The following is an 18,448-nucleotide window of genomic DNA, read 5'->3' as shown; positions in this document are numbered from 1 at the left end:
GAAGAAGGACGAGGAGATGTTTAAATGAAGACAAATGATAAACGGGCACTGGCCACCTCGATTATAGGCTCGGGTTTAGACGATATGAACGTAATGTTTCTATCTTTTTCATTGTCTAGTATTATTGCAGATTTAAATTTATCCGGTTCGGAAGCGGGTTGGATTGGGACAATTACAAACTTGGGGATGCTTCTAGGCGGTTTGCTTTTTGGGGTTTTAGCAGACCGACACAATAAATTTAATGTATTTAAGTTTACTGTCTTTATTTATAGTTTGGCAACCGGCTTAATTTATTTTGCGGATAATGTATATATCCTCTATCTTTTACGATTTATTTCCGGAATCGGGGTAGGTGGAGAGTATGGGGTAGCGATTTCTATAATGGCAGGCATTGTTCCTCTAGAAAAAATGGGGAGAATTTCTTCATTAAATGGAATTGTTGGCCAAATTGGTTCAATCTCCGCTGCTGTTTTAGCAGCTTTCATTGCGCCATCGTTAGGTTGGCGTGGTTTATTTCTCTTTGGCTTTTTACCGATTGGAATGGTTCTTTGGACACACTTCTTTATCGATGAAGAAACTATTACAGAACGAGGCGCAGAAGCGAATTCGAAAATTGAGCAAAATAAGCCAAAGATTAAAGAATTATTCGAGACTCCCGAGCTAAGTAGATTGACGCTTTCGTTAATGATGATGGCGACCGTCCAAATTGCGGGTTACTTCGGAATGATGAATTGGTTGCCGACCATGATGCAGACGCAATTAGGTATTTCCGTTAGTGATTCTTCACAATGGATGATTGCCACAATTTTAGGAATGTGTTTAGGCATGTTTGTTTTCGGTCAAATACTCGATCGCATTGGGCCACGAAAAAGTTTCGGTATTTTCCTAATAAGTTCAGCTATTTCGGTTTACTTGTTCACCCTTGCAAACACAACTTGGATGATGATTCTAGGTGGTGCCATCGTCGGTTTCTTTGTTAATAGGATGTTCACCGGCTATGCAGCGATCACCACCTTGCTCTATCCTCAGCGTATTCGCACCATTGCGAATAACACGATTTTAAATGTAGGACGAGCAGTTGGAGGCTTTTCTTCCGTCATAATTGGAATGATTCTAGAAAAGTCGGGCGTTCCAATGGTTATGTTGTTCTTGGCCAGTCTCTATGTCTTGAGCTTATTGACCATGTTAAGTATCCCCGATCTTAAAAAAGAAAACTATATGAAGGCCGTACAACCGATTGAAAATTATTCCTTGAAAAATCATTAAATACGAGTACAAATTCTTGATTATTATTTTTCTTTTAGTTATAATAATTATTAAGAAGTGGTTATTAAATATAAAAGAAAAGGGAGTTTTGCATATTATGGTTTATTCAAAGACAAAGGATATATTGAACCAAATTGTAGCTGATTTATACACAATGCGTGTAATCGTTCATCAAACTCACTGGTATATGCGGGATCATGGTTTCTTATTCTACCATCCATTACTAGATGACTTTATTGACGATATTGACGATCAGGTAGATGAAGTAGCAGAACGACTCGTAACATTAGATGGCGCACCTTATTCTACGTTACAAGCCTTTCATGAAAACACACAACTAGAAGAAACTAAGGGAACTTTTGACCACACAATCGAGGAACAATTAGCTAGATTACTTGAAAACTACAAGAAAATAGCAGATACCTTAGAAAAAGGTATTCAAATTTCAGATGAAGAAAATGACCTAGTTTCACAAGATATGTTAATAGCCATCAAGGGAGACGTGGACAAACGTATCTGGATGATTCAAGGAGACCTAGGAAAAGCTCCAGGTTTAGAACACTAAAACGCTGAACTGAATATTAATAGATGCAGAGCATTCTTTCACCATGATGGTGAAAGAGTGCTCTGCTTTTTTAGAAAGGCGTTTTATGACTCCAACTTTGTCGTAGCACTACAAACCTCCAGCCCACAAATATTCCCAATTTGTGTGCGATACAGCTTCCAGCCCGCAAATATCCCCGCTTTGTGTGTGATAAGAACCTTAGCGCGCAAATATTTGCAATTTGTGCGTGATAGAACCTCCAGCCCGCAAATATTCACGCTTTGTGTGCGATAAGAACCTGCAGCGCGCAAATATTCCCAATTTGTGTGTGATAAGAACCTCCAGCCCGCAAATATTCCCGCTTTGTGTGTGATAAGAACCTGTAGCCCGCAAATATTCCCAATTTGTGCGCAATAAGAACCTCCAGCGCGCAAATATTCCCAATTTGTGTGCGATAAGAACCTTAGCGCGCAAATATTTGCAATTTGTGCGTGATAGAACCTCCAGCGCGCAAATATTCACGCTTTGTGTGTGATAGAAGCCTCAAGCGCGCAAATATCCCCGCTTTGTGTGCGATAGAAGCCTCAAGCGCGCAAATATTCCCAATTTGTGTGCGATAAGAACCTCCAGCCCGCAAATATTCATAATTTGTGCGAACCGACAGTCACCACCCTATTTATATTTTGGCTTTGTTTGTGATAGAAACCTTCTTCACGTTTATATCCTCGCTTCGTATGCGCTGGAACTTCACATAAAAATATCTAATATAGATAAGTGATTTCTTTGACAGCTTTTTTAGAGAGAGTTAAAATAGACATGTAGTAAAGAGAAACACTACAATAAAATTTAATAGAAAGTAGGAGAGCGTATGAATAATTTATTCCCAACAAGACGTGACTTTATGGATATGAATAGACACTTTATGGGGGACTCTTTTGATCGATTCTTTGCAGACACAGGCAACTTCAATGTAGACATTAAAGAAAATGAAGATGCTTACACAGTAGAAGCAGATTTACCTGGTTTGGCAAAAGAAGATATTGAACTTGATTATAAAAACGACGTGCTCTCTATACGTGCTCAACAAGAAACAAGCACAGAAGAAAAAGACGATGAAAGTAACTACATTCGCCGAGAACGCTCAAGTCGATCCTATAACCGACAATTTTTAATTAAAGATGTTGACGAAGACAATATTACCGCTGAATTCGATAACGGCGTGTTAAAAGTTCAATTACCAAAAACAGAAACCGATGGTCAAAACACGAAAAAGATTGATATTCAATAATCAAATAAGAAGGACTAGCCATTGAGGGCTAGTCCTTTTCATCATTGTATTTAAATTTTTATAAAAGACCATGATTGTGACTCAAACTTTGAATCTTATAGATACCGCGTCACGATAATCCAAATGATGTACCGCAAGAAGTTGAAACAGTGGCTAATCCAATTAATGACGATGTATTTATGATCCCGCTAAGCTCTATAATTTTTGAAAAGCTGTTTTCGCTATCTCTGTTTCCGGCAAAGCTTTTTTTATGCGCTCAAGGCATTTTGAATGGTCATGCTTGCGCGCCACACATTGATGGCGACCAAATAATAAAATTGAATGATGCGCTTGATACCACAAGTTTTCAGGAAGTTTTTCAATCATAAGATTTTCTATTTCCTGCACAGAAGAGTCGGCAGGGACAAAATGTAATTTTTGACTCACACGCTTCACATGAGTATCTACCGCAAAAGCAGGCATATCAAAGCCATTCGTTAAGACGACATTCGCCGTCTTTCGACCAACCCCTGGAAGGGTCATTAAATCTTTTCGATTATCTGGAACAATCCCATTGAATTCTTCAACCAATACATTCGCCATATTCTTTAAGTATTTGGATTTATTATTGGATAACCCAATGCTGCGAATAATTTCTCGAAGATCATCCAATGAAGCGGCAGCCATGGCCTCAGGAGTTGGAAATTTTTCAAATAACTTTGACGATATTCTATTCACCGCCACATCAGTAGTCTGGGCACTTAAAATGACCGCACACAATAGTTGAAAATTCGAATCAAAATGTAAATCCGTTCCAGACTCTGGATAAATTCGAATAATCGCCTTAACGACTTCTTGAACTTCTTGTTTATTTAACAACAATTCCTTTGACACAATATCGACCCTTTCTACTTCTTTCAATCTATTGTAAACTGTTTATTAAGAAATATAAACCAAAGACACAAAAAAGGAGGCGCCAATGAAACGACAACCTACAAATAAAAGATTTTTCCGCACTATTTTATTTATCTTCTTTTTTCTAATCAGTGCTTGTGGAGCAGTTCATCAAAATGACAAAGAAGAATCTACACAAGGAGACGAAGATGCGATCCGAGTGGCAGCAGTCGGTGACAGCATTACGGCCGAATATTCTAGCGACACAGGTTACCCTGCCAAATTAAATGATTTACTCGGCGATGACTACCTCGTTGAAAATTTTGGAGCTTCCAATTATGCGGCCCAATCATCCAGTGATTTCCCTTATGAAACCACAGACGCTTATCAAGAAAGCTTAGAATTTAAACCAAATATTGTCTTAATCATGTTAGGTACCAACGATACAAAATCAACGAATTGGCAAAGCTCCGAAGCATTTAAAAAAGAATATACAAACTTACTTGAAAATTATTTAAACTTAAAAAGTGTTTCAAGAGTCATTCTCGCATCCCCGCCAACCGTATTTTTAGAAACGGTATTCGAAGGTTCCATTGATCCGGAAATTATTCATCCTATTCGTAACACCATCAAAGATATTGCGTCAGAACACGACTTAGAATTTGTCGATATGACCAAGCAAACCATGGACCATCCCGAATGTTTTTTTGACGGTCTGCATCCAAACGCTGAAGGTACAGAAGAAATAGCCCGCATTTTCTATCAGCAAATGAATCAATAAAACACAAAAAGCACCTTGCAGAAGGTGCTTTTTATAATTTGTGCCCTGTATTTCTATTCGCTTGATTTCTGGAGATAGCGGCGGTAAATGAGCTCATATCCCGCTAAAGCGATTAGTCCAAAAATACTCATAGCAACACCAACTTTTAAGAAGGGCGTTTGGTAAACAAACTCAATCGTATGCTCGCCTGCCGAAATAGGAACTCCAACAAAACCAATATTTACTTTTTCGGCGGGAACTTTCTGACCATCTACATAGGCCTGCCATCCTTTGGTATAAGGAATATTTGTGACAAGCATCCCCTCTTCAGAGACCTCTACAGATCCTTCAATTTGCTCATCAGTGAAAGAATCAATTTCTAATGCATGTTCTTTTTTGATCTGAGCTTCATGGGTGGCTTGTTCTTCATCAAAGGGACGAGAGACTACAGAAACATTTTCGAAAGAATAATCACCCGCATTTTGAAAGGTTACCGTCAGAGCATCTTCCGCTTCTTCAACTTCATTCAGATGAATTAAAATATTTTCTCTCTTGAAATAAGAGCTGAATGTATAGCGGTCGGATTGCAAGACTCCTTTACTCTGATTATTGTAGTCCACCTTTAGACGATAAGCTGTGGAGGTATCTTTCCCAAAAGAGGCTTTAGGTGGAGTAAACTCAATATTTTCAAAATAAATAAAGGCTTCTTGTCCAATAAGTTCTTCCGGCCGATCAAAGGTTAAAGTTATTTGACTATTGGCTTCATCAACTGTGATTTCCATTGGTTCATTCAACGAGAGATTTTCTTGTCCACGAATATGTTCCGCTTCTCTCCACTGACCTTCGTATATGTCCAGTTCGCTAAATTCTGCAGGAGTAGCTAAGTTTGCTTTACTATCGTCTTCTAAAATGACTGCATCGGTTAATAGCTGCTCACGCTGAACGGGATGAAGCTTTTGTGCCTCTGCATGAGAGAGTCCGTTTGTTTCCACATAGGCAAAGGGGGCTTCATTTTCCGTCTCAGCAACTATCATATCACTATCCACAACGGACAATTCAGGATTTATAGTGTAGTCTGAAGGTAAGTAGTCAGCGTATTTCCTCTCAGTTAAAATATATTTTACTCCTAAAGATTGGTTAACTATTCGGCGATCATCAATCCCATTTCGAAGAGGCTGGATGATTTGATAAGAACTTGCCTCAAGAAACTGTGCGAATTCCGCAACGGCACCATTTGTTAGGGAAGCGTAGGAATTTGTTCCTGGTTTGTTAATATAGGCATATTGATTTCGAACATGATTATTATGAGAAGTTACCCCGATTCGATATTGTGAGTCAGTCGGCAAATTTTGTTCGACCCCATTAAATACCTTTGAATAAGTATCATCAATTGTTCCGTAATTTTCTGTCCCAGACACTGCGTTTTTTCCAAAAGGGGCGTAAAAAATAATCGCATTTGCTGTCATATTCAATAGAACAAAAACAGTCAGGATTCGTTGAAAGCTTACTTTAGCCAATTTGTTATTTTGAGTATAGTTTACTGCTCCGTAAATGGCCCAGCCGAGTATGACAGGTGTTAAATAAAGAATATAATCATTCGTTATAAGCGTGGCGCTAATATATAAAACGGAATAGGCAATCATTAAGCGACGGATCCAAGTGACATCGGAATTCGTCAAATCTTGAATGTTTTCCATGAAATAGATGGTTGCAAGTGCCATATAAAAAGGCACAATAAATGAAAAACGATTATAAGGACCGGACATCCCATTCATAAAAGAGCCAAAAATAGGGAAGAGCAACATCACTCCAAGAGCGACTAAAGTCCAGAATAAGCCAGCTCTTTGTTTTCGGTGACGAATAAGAAAAGGAAGACTAAATATACTCACGATCGATAAGCCACCGATTGTCCAAAAAATAGTTCCTGGTGTGAGACTATTGATAACTAGTAAGCCATAATACCGCAAAGGATACACAAAAAGTGAAATGGGCGGCGAGCCAGGTGAACGAGAGGCGTTTATAAATCCATACACCAATGGAATAAATATCCCTGATGCGATCAATAATCCAATTAAATATAACCCCACAAAATAAGCAAACCACTTAAGAAAAGATTTCCAGGATTTTCCCTTCTCCAGACTAAAATAGCGAACCAATGCATAGAGTAAAACCATCCAAGTGAGCATATAAAAAAAGTAAAAATTAGAAGCCGCACTGATAGCTACCATTAACGTAAAGAAAATTCCTGACTCTTTTTTAAAGACTTTTTCTATCCCTAAACATAAAAGGGGAAAGAAAATCATGGGATGAATAAAGAAGGGGTGTCGAACAACATTATAAATAACGGGATGACTAAAAGCGTACATTAGACTACCCATTAGTGCACCACGATGCGAAAGGTTCATCTTTCGTGCGTAAAATAGAAAACTAGCCCCTACACACCAAATTCGGACAAGCATAACGACGTGAAAAGCAAACTCCTCCGAACCTTTTGGAAATAGCAAAGCTAAATAAACAAAAGGATCCCCCACGACATAATAGCCATAAGAGACTAGGGTATCAGCCCCCAAGCCAATATTCCAATCCCAGCTTTGCCACTGGCCTGTTTGAAAGAAGTTTCGCAGAATAGTTAAATATTCTCTAAAAAAAGGATAATGTTGATGAAATCCATCGTTTTGCCAGATAAAAGTTTTTCCTTGAATAAAAAATACGGAAAATATAGCAAGAGACATTCCTAGAAATAAAACAGTATATTTAAAAAACGTTTCAAAACCAACGGACTTTTTCTGTTCTTGAATCTGCATAGTTTCCCTCTTTCATAAAAAAATAAAAAATTTACTAAAGACATAATTTAAGACAACAACAATAAACTGAGTCAATAGTTTTGCGACGTTAGTATTGACGAAGATTAGATCGACGAGTACCCACATAGAAAGCATATCGGCAAGACCAGACAATAAGCGAAAACCTATAAATTTGATAAATTCATAAATGTTTTCTTGTAAATTATTTGAGGATGTTTTAAAGACAAAAAGTTTATTCGTCACATAAGCAAATAAAATAGACAAAATAATTGCAATCGCGTTAGCTATTAAGTATGGCCAAGAAAGTAGAGTGTCGAAAATAAAAAAGACGACAATATTGACCAATGTCGTCAATCCTCCAAAAAATATGTAATCAATGATTTCGCGGTAACGATAATATAAATCTAATATTTTATTTTTCATATTCTTGATCTCTTTCTGTTGAATCTTTATTTTTTTCTATAGAATTTTCTCTAACAAAATAGGCCGGACGATTTTTTGTTTCTATAAACACTCGGGCCAAATACTCTCCAATAGCTCCTAATGAAATAAGCTGGATACCCCCTAAAAATACGATGGCAGCAATTAGTGTAGGATACCCTGCAACATCTGAACCATAAACAACAGCCTTGAACAACTCGACAAATAAGAAAATAAATGAGAAAAATGAGATAATTAAGCCAACAACAGACCAAACGCGTAAAGGAACGGTACTGTATGAAGTAATGCCATCCATGGCCAATTTTAAAAGGGCACCAAATTTCCATTTTGTCTCTCCGGCTGCCCGTTCGGATTCCTCATATTCTAAAGCTTTCTTTCGAAAACCAATATAAGCATACATTCCTTTTGTATTCCGCTCATTTTCACGTAAATTTTTTAAAGCTTCAACACATTTTCGATCCAACAAACGAAAATCTCCGGCTCCTTGATGCACATCATAAGACGTTAGACTTTGTAAAATTGTATAATAAGCATTCGAAGCTAAACGTTTAAATGGATTTTTCTCTGCTTTTTCTTTACGAGCGGTGTAAACATCCTCGTATCCTTTTTCCCACCAATGAATGAGTTCTGGGATCATTTCTGGAGGATGCTGAAGATCCGCATCCATAATAATAACCGCATCCCCATCCGCATAATCAAAACCCGCTAACATCGCAATTTCTTTTCCAAAATTGCGAGAAAGTTCTACATATTGAACCTGTGAATTCTCTGTATGAAATTGCTCCAATAGAGTGATTGTATCATCTGAACTTCCATCGTCCACGAAAAGAAACTCAAAATGATACTGCTGGATGGATTGAGTGACTTGTTTTAAGGCATCCATTAGAGTAGGTAAAACTTCTTCTTCATTAAAAGTCGGAATCAGTATCGTAATCTTTTTCATTTTTAATTTCCTTTGCTAGATATCGTAATCAAATTTTCTTTTAGTAAACTATAGCCTTGTACGAATGATTTTTCAACGGTTTTACCTTTATACAAGACTTAGAATAAAATAGAATGGTTTTTGTATAAATTCGATTATAATAGTTTAATGTTCTTTAAATTTAATACATAAATAAAAATGCAATAGGGAGAAATAAAGCAGGAACAAAATTCATCACTTTAATATCTGTTAAGTTTAGCATATTCAGTCCAATAGCTAATACTAATATGGACCCAATAGCGTTCATATCATTTATCATAGAAGTTGTTAACAAAGTATTTAAACTTCCAGCAAACACCACAATCGCTGCTTTATAACCAAACACTAAAAAACTAGAAAATAAAACACCCATCCCTAAAGTGGAAGCTAATATAATACTGGTAATCCCATCCATAACAGCATTTGTGTAAAGAATGGTATGATTTCCAGCTAAACCACTTTGGATTGGCCCAATAATTGACAACGCACCGACGCACAACATTAAGCTCCCCGTAATAAAACCTTCAGAAAAAGTGGAATTTTTGTTTTTACTTGGTAATTTTTTCGCTAAAAACCCAGCAAACTGATTTATGTAACCATCTAAATTTATTATTTCCCCGATGACTACACCGATCACTACAGCTAAGATAATAAAAATAGTATTTTCACCAGACATCATTCCGGTTACTCCAATATAAATTGCACTAAGTGCCAAAGCTTTCATAATTGCTTCTTCTATTCTTTTAGGAACGCCTTTTTTAATGAATAACCCGATTGTACCGCCTAGAATAACAGCCAGCGTATCAACAATAACTCCAAAGAACATATCACTACTCCTCGATAATAAAAAATTCACTTTCATCATTATAGAGTGCTCATCTAGGATAGGCAAACGAATCAGTAAAAATTAAATTTGTATATTTTCGCTATTGTGAATGAAATTGGGTATAATTTTAATAATACATATATTTTAGGAGGAACTATGGATCAATTACCAATGTGTCCAAAATGTCAAAGTGATTTGACCTACACAGATGGCAATTTAATGATTTGCCCGATGTGTGGCCACGAATGGACACAAGCAGAACACGAGGCAGCCTTGGAAGCAGCTATTGTAAGAGATGTAAATGGGAATGAGCTATTGAATGGAGACACTGTAACAGTCATTCAAGAAATTAAATTATCTGGGGCATCAAAAATTAAACAAGGAACAAAAGCAAAAAAATTAACCATTTTAGAGCAACCTTATCAAGAACACGACATTGAATGTACAATTGATGGGCTGGGAAGAATATATTTAAAATCATTTCTTGTAAAGAAGTAATAAACTGTACAAAAAAACTTTCAACATTAAAAGATGCTGAAAGTTTTTTTATTCAATCCTCAAATAAATTTTTCTTAATGGTTTCTTTTACTTTTTTGATTTCTGAAGGATCTACTTTACCAACAGTCCCTGTTTCTAGGACTTGTTTAATGTTTTTCATTTGAACATCCCATCCTGTGAAATCTTCAGGAATCGCACTAAAACTTAACGGCAAAGTTTCTTTCAAAATAAGCTGTGTCCCTTCACTCACTTCCTCAAGCTGAAATTCAACTTTGCCTGCTGCCCATTCAAAAGCAATATAGTCATCCGTTTTATAATCTACTAAACTCATTTTTTCAAATGTATCCTCTCCCATATCAAACAAAACAAAAGCTGCATCTTTTTCTTTTGTAATAGATAATTGCGGGAACCAACTTGAGATCCCTTCTGTAGTAGCTAGATGAAAAAAGACCTCTTCTTTATTGGCTTGAATAGTTGTAGATAAGGTTTGATACGCATTTTTAGTATCTTTAGAATAATTTCGTTCCATCATTTTAACTTTCCTCTCTAATATTCTGTGAGTATAGTTTAACGCAAAATGCGAAGAAGTATAATAAAAAAGTGTTTGATCTATTTTAAATTAACTTTAGAGTGTTTATTTTCTATATTTTGACTCCTTTTCTTTCTATCGCACACAAATTATAAATATTTGCGTGCTGGAGGTACTTATCGCACACAAACTGTAAATATTTGCGCGCTGGAGGTACTTATCGCGCACAAATCCTGAATATTTGCGTGCTAAAGATACTTATCGCGCACAAATTATAAATATTTGCGTGCTGGAGGTGCTTACCGCACACAAAATGTGAATATTTGCGTGCTAAAGGTACTTATCGCGCACAAATTATAAATATTTGCGTGCTGGAGGTGCTTACCGCACACAAAATGTGAATATTTGCGTGCTAAAGGTACTTATCGCGCACAAATCCCGAAAATTTGCGTGCTGAAGGTACTTATCGCACACAAACAGTAAATATTTGCGCGCTGAATGAATTTACTTAAAAACTTTGACCAACATTCTTTTTTAAAATTTTTTATATAGAGGTTTCTATGAGTACTCTCATCCATATAGAACAAGTCATTTTCTTTTATGAGAATAAAATATATGAGATAGTTATTCTATAGAAGATACAGGGAGAAAGGGCAATAATCAGAATTTTAACAAGGAGGATTTATATGAAAATAGTACCCGCAAAAGAAGTGTATGAGTTTTGGTTTAATGAAGAAAATAAAAAATATTGGTTTGAAAAAAATGAAGATTTTGACAATGAAATTCATAAGCGTTTTTATGATACTTGGGAAGCGGCACGTCAGGGTTTATTGTACGAGTGGCGAAAAACTTATGAAGGAGCACTCGCAGAAATTATCGTTTTAGATCAATTTTCTAGAAATTTAAATCGAGGAACGATGCTTAGTTACGCGCAAGACAAAATGGCTTTAATTCTTTCGCAAAACTTAATGCAACACTATCCCGAATACAAAGATCGTCCAAAAGACGAAATTAATTTTATTTATTTGCCATGGATGCATTCTGAATCTAAAGAAATTCATAAACAAACAGAAAAATTGTATTTAGATTTAGATGATGAAGAATCTACAAAATATATGAAGCAACATAAAGAAATCATTGACCGCTTTGGCCGTTACCCTTATCGTAATGAGAAAATGGGACGTACCTCGACGGCTGAGGAACTGGATTTTATCAGAAATAATGGCTTTGATTTTACTAAATAGTAAAAAATTTTAATAGTTTTCTATGCTTCCTTTCTCCTATTTGCATAGAAAATAGAATCAATAAAAAAACTCCTAGGATTTAATTTCATTTTATAGTAAACTTAGTATTGTGAAATAATTATTTAACTTTAAAAATAATTAAAAATGAAAGGTGAGGTGAAATGGGACAAAAATTAATTGTTGGACGTTATATTCCGATAGACTCCTTTATTCATCGTTTGGATTCACGAGCCAAACTTCTAGCTACTATTTTATATTTAATTGTTTTGTTCTTTGCAAACAATTGGATGACATATCTCGTACTAACTTTATTTGTGGGGTTAGGAATCTATTTTTCGGGTATTTCTTTTTCGTATTTTTTAAGAGGGGTGCGCCACATGATTTGGTTGATCACTTTTACGGCTCTTTTACAAATCCTCTTTACCCCAGGGTCTACAATGTATTTTCAATATGGCTTTTTTTATATTTCTAGAGAAGGTATCCTAAGTGGATTATTTATTTTTTTGCGATTTGTCCTAATTATTTTTATTTCAACATTATTAACTTTATCTACAGAAGCTTTAGATTTAACAGATGCCATTGAATTTTTTCTAAAACCTTTAAAGATATTTAAATTTCCAATCCATGAAATGACTTTGATGCTGGCTTTAGCTTTGCGGTTTATACCAACAATGGTGGATGAAGCGGAAGTTATTATGAATGCACAAAGAGCTAGAGGGGTTTCTTTTAACGAAGGACCGATAATGCAAAGATTAAAAAATTTGGTTCCTTTATTGATTCCACTTTTTATTAGTTCTTATGATCGAGCTCCTCAATTAGCGACGGCTATGGAAGCGAGAGGGTATCAAGGAGGGGAAAAGCGTACGAAATATCGTGAGCTAACTTGGAAAAAAACAGATACCGCTGTTTTATTAAGTTTTTTAGTTCTTTTTAGTGCTGTTTATATGCTAAGAGTTTAAATGTTTATGAAATAAAAGTGATGAATGAAATATAAATAGTTATAGAATATGAGAAATTGAGGGATATTTAAGTGGAAGCTTTAACAAATAATTTATATGATATGATGTTTATCTTTGTGAACTTTATCACGGTATTGATTGAAATCTGGGGAGTATTAGTGATTGTGGTGGCATTAGGAAAAGAAATTTATACAACAATTTTTAAGTTTAACTTTAATTATTTATCAATCAATAAAGACAATAGTTTAAATGCGAGTCTGGCAAGCGCATTGGAAGTCCTATTAGCTGCTGAGATTTTAAAAACAATTACCATAACAGACTATACAAACCTGTTCATTATAACGGCATTAATTATTTTGCGGATTGCGATTACGCTTCTGCTCGTTTGGGGGACCTCTTCCAAAAATGGCGAACAAGAAAAAAGCACGGTATGAGGTAGTTAATAGTTTAAAGATAAAAGGTTTATTATTATATAGAAGATACAGAATAAAGATTCAAAAAGTATATGTTTATTTGTGTTATTTTTAACAAATTCGTTGTATTCAACAATTGCATTATGATATAATATAATTTGTTGTAATTTAATATACAGCGACTATTGAATAGAAAAAGGAGAAGAAAATGAGTAATAAAGATTTTTGGGCAGATTGGACTTTTCCAATTATTTCACTTGTAACTTTTGCTACATTATTAGCCGCTATGTTAATGCCAATGAACTCGATTAATATAGGGTCGTTATTATCTTATTCATCTGGTTTACTAGCTTATACAATGATGCTAACTGTAACATTTATCGGCTCGCGTCCTCGTTATCTTGAAAAAAGATTTGGGATGCCAGAGATGTATGAGATTCATGCCATAATGTCTATTGTTTTATCCATATTGGTTGGAATTCATGTCATTATTCAATGGAATGGATTTTCATCTATTTTAGATCGTTCACTTGTTTCACAAGTTGGTTGGGTAGGAGTAATTGCCCTCCTTGTTGTCATGTTTACTGGGATATTCTCCCTGTCTGGAATATTTGTGGATCAATCACAAGCGCTAAGAGATTTTAAAGATAAATTAAACCGTGAAGTAAACTTATGGTTACATCGTTTAGCCATTGTTTCTATCATCGCTGTTTATCTCCATATGTATTTTTTACCTTTCTTAAAAGATAATTTCTTATTTATGCTCTTATTAAATATTTATACAGTAGCTGTTTTAGGCTTTTACCTTTATTGGAAATTTAAAATTGTTGCGGCTCCTCAATATCGAGTCACAAAAATTTATAAAGCAACGCCTTCTTTATGGGTATTAGAATTCGAACCAGTAAAAGGAACCGTAATGACTTATACAGCCGGAGATTATTTCTTTATTCGCTTTAATCGAGAAGCTGAAATTACGGGAGAAGGTCACCCATTCTCAACATCCAGTGCAATTACTAGACAATTTAGTAATTCTATTGAATTTATGATTAAAGAAGCTGGAGATTGGACAGAATCCCTCGAAAATATTAAAGAGGGCGATATTGCAAAATTTGAAGGCCCATACGGACACTTCTTCCCAGAAGAAGTTCAAGAATCAAACGAATACGAAGTACCTTTCGTATTGCTCGGAGGAGGAATTGGTTTAACTCCAAACCTAAGTGTTTTACGTCACGAAATTGAAAAAGGATCCAAACGTGAAATTCATTTAGTCTGGGGCTTGGCGTATGAAGAAGATATGTTTATGTTAGATGAGTTAGAAGCGATGAAAGAAATAAATCCAAACTTTGATTACCATATTATCTTCTCCAATGAAGAAGTTGAAGGCTATCCATTTGGTTTTATCTCAAATGAATTTTTAGAAGAAGTTGGAGCCGATAAATATACAAATGGTCACTTCTTTGTTTGTGGACCAGGTCCAATGTTAGATGCTTCTAGAAAAATTCTTGAAAATGGGAACGTTCCTTCCGAACAAATCCATTTAGATGACTTTGGATTCTAGTATAAACCTTATACAGAAAGGATGTAAATAATGGGTAGAAAAACGCGTTTAACGATAGAAATGTTATTGGCTGGTTTATTTATTATGTTAGTTACTGTCTTTTTATTCACTAGTGATTTCACGTTCTCAGAACCAGATACGGCAACAACTGGCGAAGATGTTCCTGCAGAGATTGAAGATGGTACGTTTGTAGGAACAGGCGAAGGTTTTGCTGGACCGATTAAAGTAGAAGTCACAGTTGAAGGTGGAGAAATTGTTAAAATAATGGTCCTTGACCACAATGAAACAGAAGGAGTTTCTGATCCAGCATTTGAAGAAATTCCCGCCGAAATTATGGAAAGTAACTCAACAGATGTAGAGGTTGTCTCTGGAGCTACATACACCTCAACCGGTATAAGAGAAGCTGTTGTAAATGCATTAAGTGGTACAGGTGAAGTCGATGAAGATGAAATCGAGGATACTAACGCAGAAGATGACGAAATAGTTGCTGGCAATTATGAAGATGGCACGCATACTGCAACAGTGGATGGGGCACAAGGCCCATTAACAGTAGAAGTCACAGTTGAAGATGGAGTCATTACAAATGTTGAAGTGACTGAACATGAAGAAACAGAAGGTCTTGCCGATCCAGCACTTGAAGATGTTCCGGCTGCCATTGTAGAAAATAATTCAACGGATGTTGACACAGTATCTGGAGCAACTGTTACTTCTGAAGCAATTATTGAAGCAGTTAATACAGCACTTAACGACTCAGAAGGCGAAGATGCAGCTAACGAGCCTGTCGAATATAAAGATGGTACTTATGTGGGAACAGCGGATGGACACAATGATGAAATTACAGTAGAAGTTACTGTTGAAAATGGAGCAATAGAAAACATTGTGATTACCGATCATGCAGAAACAGAAGGTCTTGCTGATCCAGCCTTTGAAGAAATACCTGCAGATATTATGGATTCAAACTCTACTGATGTCGATACGGTATCTGGAGCAACTGTCACTTCAAAAGCAATAATAAGTGCAGTAGAAAAAGCTTTAGAAGACGCTCAATAATTTCTTAAACTAAGCATCCATGTTATCCTATAAGCTGAAGATTTCTCGAAAGGTGCTTAAAAAATGAAAAAACTTTTAAAAATGATGAAGCTAGGAGATTTTATTATCGTTACTTTGCTGATAATTTTATCTTTTCTGCCACTCGCCATTTTCACTTATCAAAATAAAGCTTCAGCAGATGACGATAACCTGCGTGTGGTCATTTCAGCAGATGGGGAAGTTGTCCATGAAATGACACTAAAGAATGACCATACACGTGAAACTTATGAATATGTGGATGAACATGGACATGAAAACACAGTCGTCCGCGAAGGGATGACGGTTTACATGGCCGATGCGAACTGCACCGATTTATTGTGTGTCCAGCAAGGCGAAATTACTCAAGTAGGAGAGACGATTGTCTGTCTACCGAATCGGGTGCTCGTCGAGATTTCAGCAGACCATTCCAATTCGGATAGTGGCATCGATGTCATCCCATAAACCACGAAGAATAAAATTCGAGTTTACGAGTCTTTTTGAAGCCGTGCACCTAGATATACGGCTTTTTGCTTACTATCTAGGAAATACTTTATTTATATTATATAGTGAAAAACTTCATTTAATGTAGGTTTTCTATTGAATAAATATAGATAAAATGGTTAGGGTGTCGAAACCCAAAATTTTAAACACTTTATCTGTTACTAATTAGAAAAAATGCTCAAAAGTTTAAATTTCAAAAATTAATTATGGGGATTCCATCCTTTTATACGGCTATCGCTCTATTTTGGTATGCCTTAACGGCATTTTTAACGTTTATACCGCCGATTTTGAAGCCGAAGCACTGTTTTGAGCGCACTAATCCCCTGAAGGGCATACGATCGACAGAATATTTCCGCCTTAAAATAGAAGGGATGCCTTCTATGCCATTTCGAAAATGACTATACTGAAGAAAGGACACTTCTTTCATTTCTTTTGCTTGTTTCGCACGTTGAACCGCTTTGGGTGTGACAATTAAAACCGTCGTTTTCTTCTGTTTCTTTTTTGAACAGATGGAACAGCAACAATTTTCTGCGCTCTTTAAATCAAAGACAGCCCGATAAGTATCGGTTTCTGGATAATAACTGGTGGACAGAGGACGCAGTCCTCCCGGACATTGCACGATTGTTTTGGAATCTTCATCTAGGATGATATCGGCATAATGGATATTCGGTTTTTTTCCTTTTAGTTGTGTAGTAATCAACTGAACATTGTTTGCTTCTGCGAGTGCTTGATTATCATCTGAGTTATAAGCACCGTCCGCGATAAGAGTAGTTGATAATTCTTGCTTGCCCATTTGTTCAATCGCTGAATAACCAAAATTCACATCACTTTGACTGTTGATATCATAATCATAATCTGTAATGAGGGAGAGATCCGTACCAACGGTTTCTACAATATTTGCAGAATATCCAATATACCCTTTCCCAGCTTTATAACGATAAGTGGCGTCTGGGTCATAAGGCGTTTGTAAACTATTTGGTCGAATCTCTTTTCCCTTTTTTACAGCGGATTCTCCTTTTTCATTTTTTGTTGTTTGGTCATCTACCGCACGACAAAGAAGCTGAAAATCTGGGTGTTCAGATAATTCATCACTATACGTATCAATTAAAGTGTACGCATCTTTTATGAGGTTATGTAATTTTTCATTGTAAGGTGTGTCATCATGGTAGATAAATTGATTCTCTTGGTCTGTATTTAGATAATGCTTAAAAGCGGTAATATCAAGCGATGGATACGACGTATCCAAGGAATGAATAAGCTTTTCGATGCATGTGTAAAGTAATTCTAATCGAGAAAGCTTTCGTGTATTTGATGCTATCATCATGCTATCCATTCTTTTTTGGGTAGGACTTAAGTCGAAGTATTCAGCGATTTCCTTAGACAGTGCCAAGATCTCTTCTTCAATCAGGTCACGACCTGTTTCTAGTTGATAAGCATAACAGTTTGCACGAAAGCGACTAAATGTTCGATCGCTTACGGGTTGTTCTTTCATACTAGTTGAATGCAAGGCATACTGAAATCGAACATCGCAATGAAGAGACTCTGTTAATTCATCATCGGTTAAACCAAGGGTTTCTTTTAAAAGTAATGAACTAAAAATATAATTTATCGGCGTATTAGGACGACCATTGTCGTCACTATACAAAACAGAAAAACGAGCTTCATTAATCGCAGGAAAAATAATTTCAGCAAATGGTTTAGCCCAGGATTTCTCAACGATTTTCTGGACGCGTTTGGATGCTTGTAAATAAGAATCATCCATTATATTCATTTGTTGCGAATTGTTTTCTTTAAACATGAATAAACCAACCTCCATCAGTATATTTATACGGTTAATTATACCAAAAATGCTGTTGGAAAAGGAATCTTAGTAAGAAAAAGTTAAATTTTATAGGGTTTTGACACCCTAACCATA

The 18,448-nt window shown here is 35.9% G+C and carries 18 protein-coding genes; 11 read left to right on the top strand and 7 right to left on the bottom strand.

What is annotated here, in order from left to right:
• Nucleotides 1-24: 24 nt before the first annotated feature.
• The 3 genes from BUB96_RS07535 (at nucleotide 25) to BUB96_RS07525 (ending at nucleotide 3,098) form a co-directional block, all read left to right on the top strand.
• Nucleotides 25-1,266: an MFS transporter gene (locus BUB96_RS07535; protein ID WP_073298268.1), complete on the top strand. Its 1,242-nt coding sequence runs from the start codon at nucleotides 25-27 to the stop codon at nucleotides 1,264-1,266.
• Between the two features lie 97 nt (nucleotides 1,267-1,363).
• Nucleotides 1,364-1,831, top strand: coding sequence for a Dps family protein (locus BUB96_RS07530; RefSeq protein WP_073298267.1), 468 nt, complete (start codon nucleotides 1,364-1,366; stop codon nucleotides 1,829-1,831).
• Nucleotides 1,832-2,678: 847 nt separating this feature from the next.
• Complete coding sequence (locus tag BUB96_RS07525) at nucleotides 2,679-3,098, top strand: Hsp20/alpha crystallin family protein (RefSeq protein ID WP_073298266.1); 420 nt, start codon at nucleotides 2,679-2,681, stop codon at nucleotides 3,096-3,098.
• A 195-nt stretch (nucleotides 3,099-3,293) separates the two neighbouring features.
• Here the strand turns inward: BUB96_RS07525 and nth are convergent, their stop codons facing one another.
• Nucleotides 3,294-3,971: an endonuclease III gene (gene nth, locus BUB96_RS07520; RefSeq protein ID WP_073298265.1), complete on the bottom strand. Its 678-nt coding sequence runs from the start codon at nucleotides 3,969-3,971 to the stop codon at nucleotides 3,294-3,296.
• Between the two features lie 85 nt (nucleotides 3,972-4,056).
• Here nth and BUB96_RS07515 point away from each other — a divergent pair, with 85 nt between their 5' ends.
• Nucleotides 4,057-4,752: a GDSL-type esterase/lipase family protein gene (locus tag BUB96_RS07515; RefSeq protein WP_073298264.1), complete on the top strand. Its 696-nt coding sequence runs from the start codon at nucleotides 4,057-4,059 to the stop codon at nucleotides 4,750-4,752.
• Nucleotides 4,753-4,805: 53 nt separating this feature from the next.
• Here BUB96_RS07515 and BUB96_RS07510 read toward each other — a convergent pair whose 3' ends face one another.
• The 4 genes from BUB96_RS07510 to BUB96_RS07495 form a co-directional block, all read right to left on the bottom strand.
• Nucleotides 4,806-7,535: a YfhO family protein gene (locus BUB96_RS07510; RefSeq protein ID WP_073298263.1), complete on the bottom strand. Its 2,730-nt coding sequence runs from the start codon at nucleotides 7,533-7,535 to the stop codon at nucleotides 4,806-4,808.
• A 12-nt stretch (nucleotides 7,536-7,547) separates the two neighbouring features.
• Nucleotides 7,548-7,958: a GtrA family protein gene (locus tag BUB96_RS07505; RefSeq protein ID WP_073298262.1), complete on the bottom strand. Its 411-nt coding sequence runs from the start codon at nucleotides 7,956-7,958 to the stop codon at nucleotides 7,548-7,550.
• A complete protein-coding gene (locus BUB96_RS07500) occupies nucleotides 7,948-8,919 on the bottom strand; it encodes a glycosyltransferase family 2 protein (protein WP_073298261.1) in 972 nt (323 codons plus the stop codon). The genes BUB96_RS07505 and BUB96_RS07500 overlap by 11 nt, the downstream gene beginning before the upstream one ends.
• Before the next feature lie 160 nt (nucleotides 8,920-9,079).
• Nucleotides 9,080-9,763 carry a DUF554 domain-containing protein gene (locus BUB96_RS07495; protein WP_073298260.1) on the bottom strand — a complete coding sequence of 228 codons (684 nt, stop codon included), beginning with the start codon at nucleotides 9,761-9,763 and terminating at the stop codon, nucleotides 9,080-9,082.
• 156 nt (nucleotides 9,764-9,919) lie between these two features.
• On the opposite strand from BUB96_RS07495, the gene BUB96_RS07490 reads away from it, so the two are divergent.
• The gene (locus BUB96_RS07490) at nucleotides 9,920-10,261 is read left to right on the top strand and encodes a zinc ribbon domain-containing protein YjdM (RefSeq protein ID WP_073298259.1); all 342 of its coding nucleotides are present in this window, start codon (nucleotides 9,920-9,922) and stop codon (nucleotides 10,259-10,261) included.
• Between the two features lie 52 nt (nucleotides 10,262-10,313).
• On the opposite strand, the gene BUB96_RS07485 is transcribed toward BUB96_RS07490, so the two are convergent.
• The gene (locus BUB96_RS07485; protein ID WP_073298258.1) at nucleotides 10,314-10,793 is read right to left on the bottom strand and encodes an SRPBCC family protein; all 480 of its coding nucleotides are present in this window, start codon (nucleotides 10,791-10,793) and stop codon (nucleotides 10,314-10,316) included.
• Between the two features lie 683 nt (nucleotides 10,794-11,476).
• Here BUB96_RS07485 and BUB96_RS07480 point away from each other — a divergent pair.
• From BUB96_RS07480 to BUB96_RS07455, 6 genes are all read left to right on the top strand, one after another.
• Nucleotides 11,477-12,034 (top strand): DUF924 family protein, encoded by a 558-nt coding sequence (locus BUB96_RS07480; RefSeq protein WP_073298257.1) that lies wholly within the window; start codon nucleotides 11,477-11,479, stop codon nucleotides 12,032-12,034.
• Nucleotides 12,035-12,195: 161 nt separating this feature from the next.
• Nucleotides 12,196-12,993: an energy-coupling factor transporter transmembrane component T family protein gene (locus BUB96_RS07475; RefSeq protein WP_073298256.1), complete on the top strand. Its 798-nt coding sequence runs from the start codon at nucleotides 12,196-12,198 to the stop codon at nucleotides 12,991-12,993.
• Nucleotides 12,994-13,064: 71 nt separating this feature from the next.
• The gene (locus BUB96_RS07470; RefSeq protein WP_073298255.1) at nucleotides 13,065-13,427 is read left to right on the top strand and encodes a DUF1622 domain-containing protein; all 363 of its coding nucleotides are present in this window, start codon (nucleotides 13,065-13,067) and stop codon (nucleotides 13,425-13,427) included.
• A gap of 187 nt (nucleotides 13,428-13,614) precedes the next feature.
• Nucleotides 13,615-14,964 (top strand): ferredoxin reductase family protein, encoded by a 1,350-nt coding sequence (locus tag BUB96_RS07465; RefSeq protein ID WP_073298254.1) that lies wholly within the window; start codon nucleotides 13,615-13,617, stop codon nucleotides 14,962-14,964.
• Nucleotides 14,965-14,994: 30 nt separating this feature from the next.
• Complete coding sequence (locus BUB96_RS10580; protein WP_073298253.1) at nucleotides 14,995-16,014, top strand: FMN-binding protein; 1,020 nt, start codon at nucleotides 14,995-14,997, stop codon at nucleotides 16,012-16,014.
• Between the two features lie 63 nt (nucleotides 16,015-16,077).
• A complete protein-coding gene (locus tag BUB96_RS07455; RefSeq protein ID WP_073298252.1) occupies nucleotides 16,078-16,494 on the top strand; it encodes a NusG domain II-containing protein in 417 nt (138 codons plus the stop codon).
• A 262-nt stretch (nucleotides 16,495-16,756) separates the two neighbouring features.
• Here BUB96_RS07455 and BUB96_RS07450 read toward each other — a convergent pair whose 3' ends face one another.
• On the bottom strand, nucleotides 16,757-18,331 hold the full coding sequence (locus tag BUB96_RS07450) for a transposase (protein ID WP_073298215.1): 1,575 nt from the start codon (nucleotides 18,329-18,331) through the stop codon (nucleotides 16,757-16,759).
• Nucleotides 18,332-18,448 lie beyond the last annotated feature (117 nt).

Source organism: Atopostipes suicloacalis DSM 15692, assembly GCF_900129085.1.
Lineage (GTDB): Bacteria > Bacillota > Bacilli > Lactobacillales > Carnobacteriaceae_A > Atopostipes > Atopostipes suicloacalis.
Note: the sequence above shows the minus strand (reverse complement) of the source record. Positions and strands in the feature narration are given on the sequence as shown.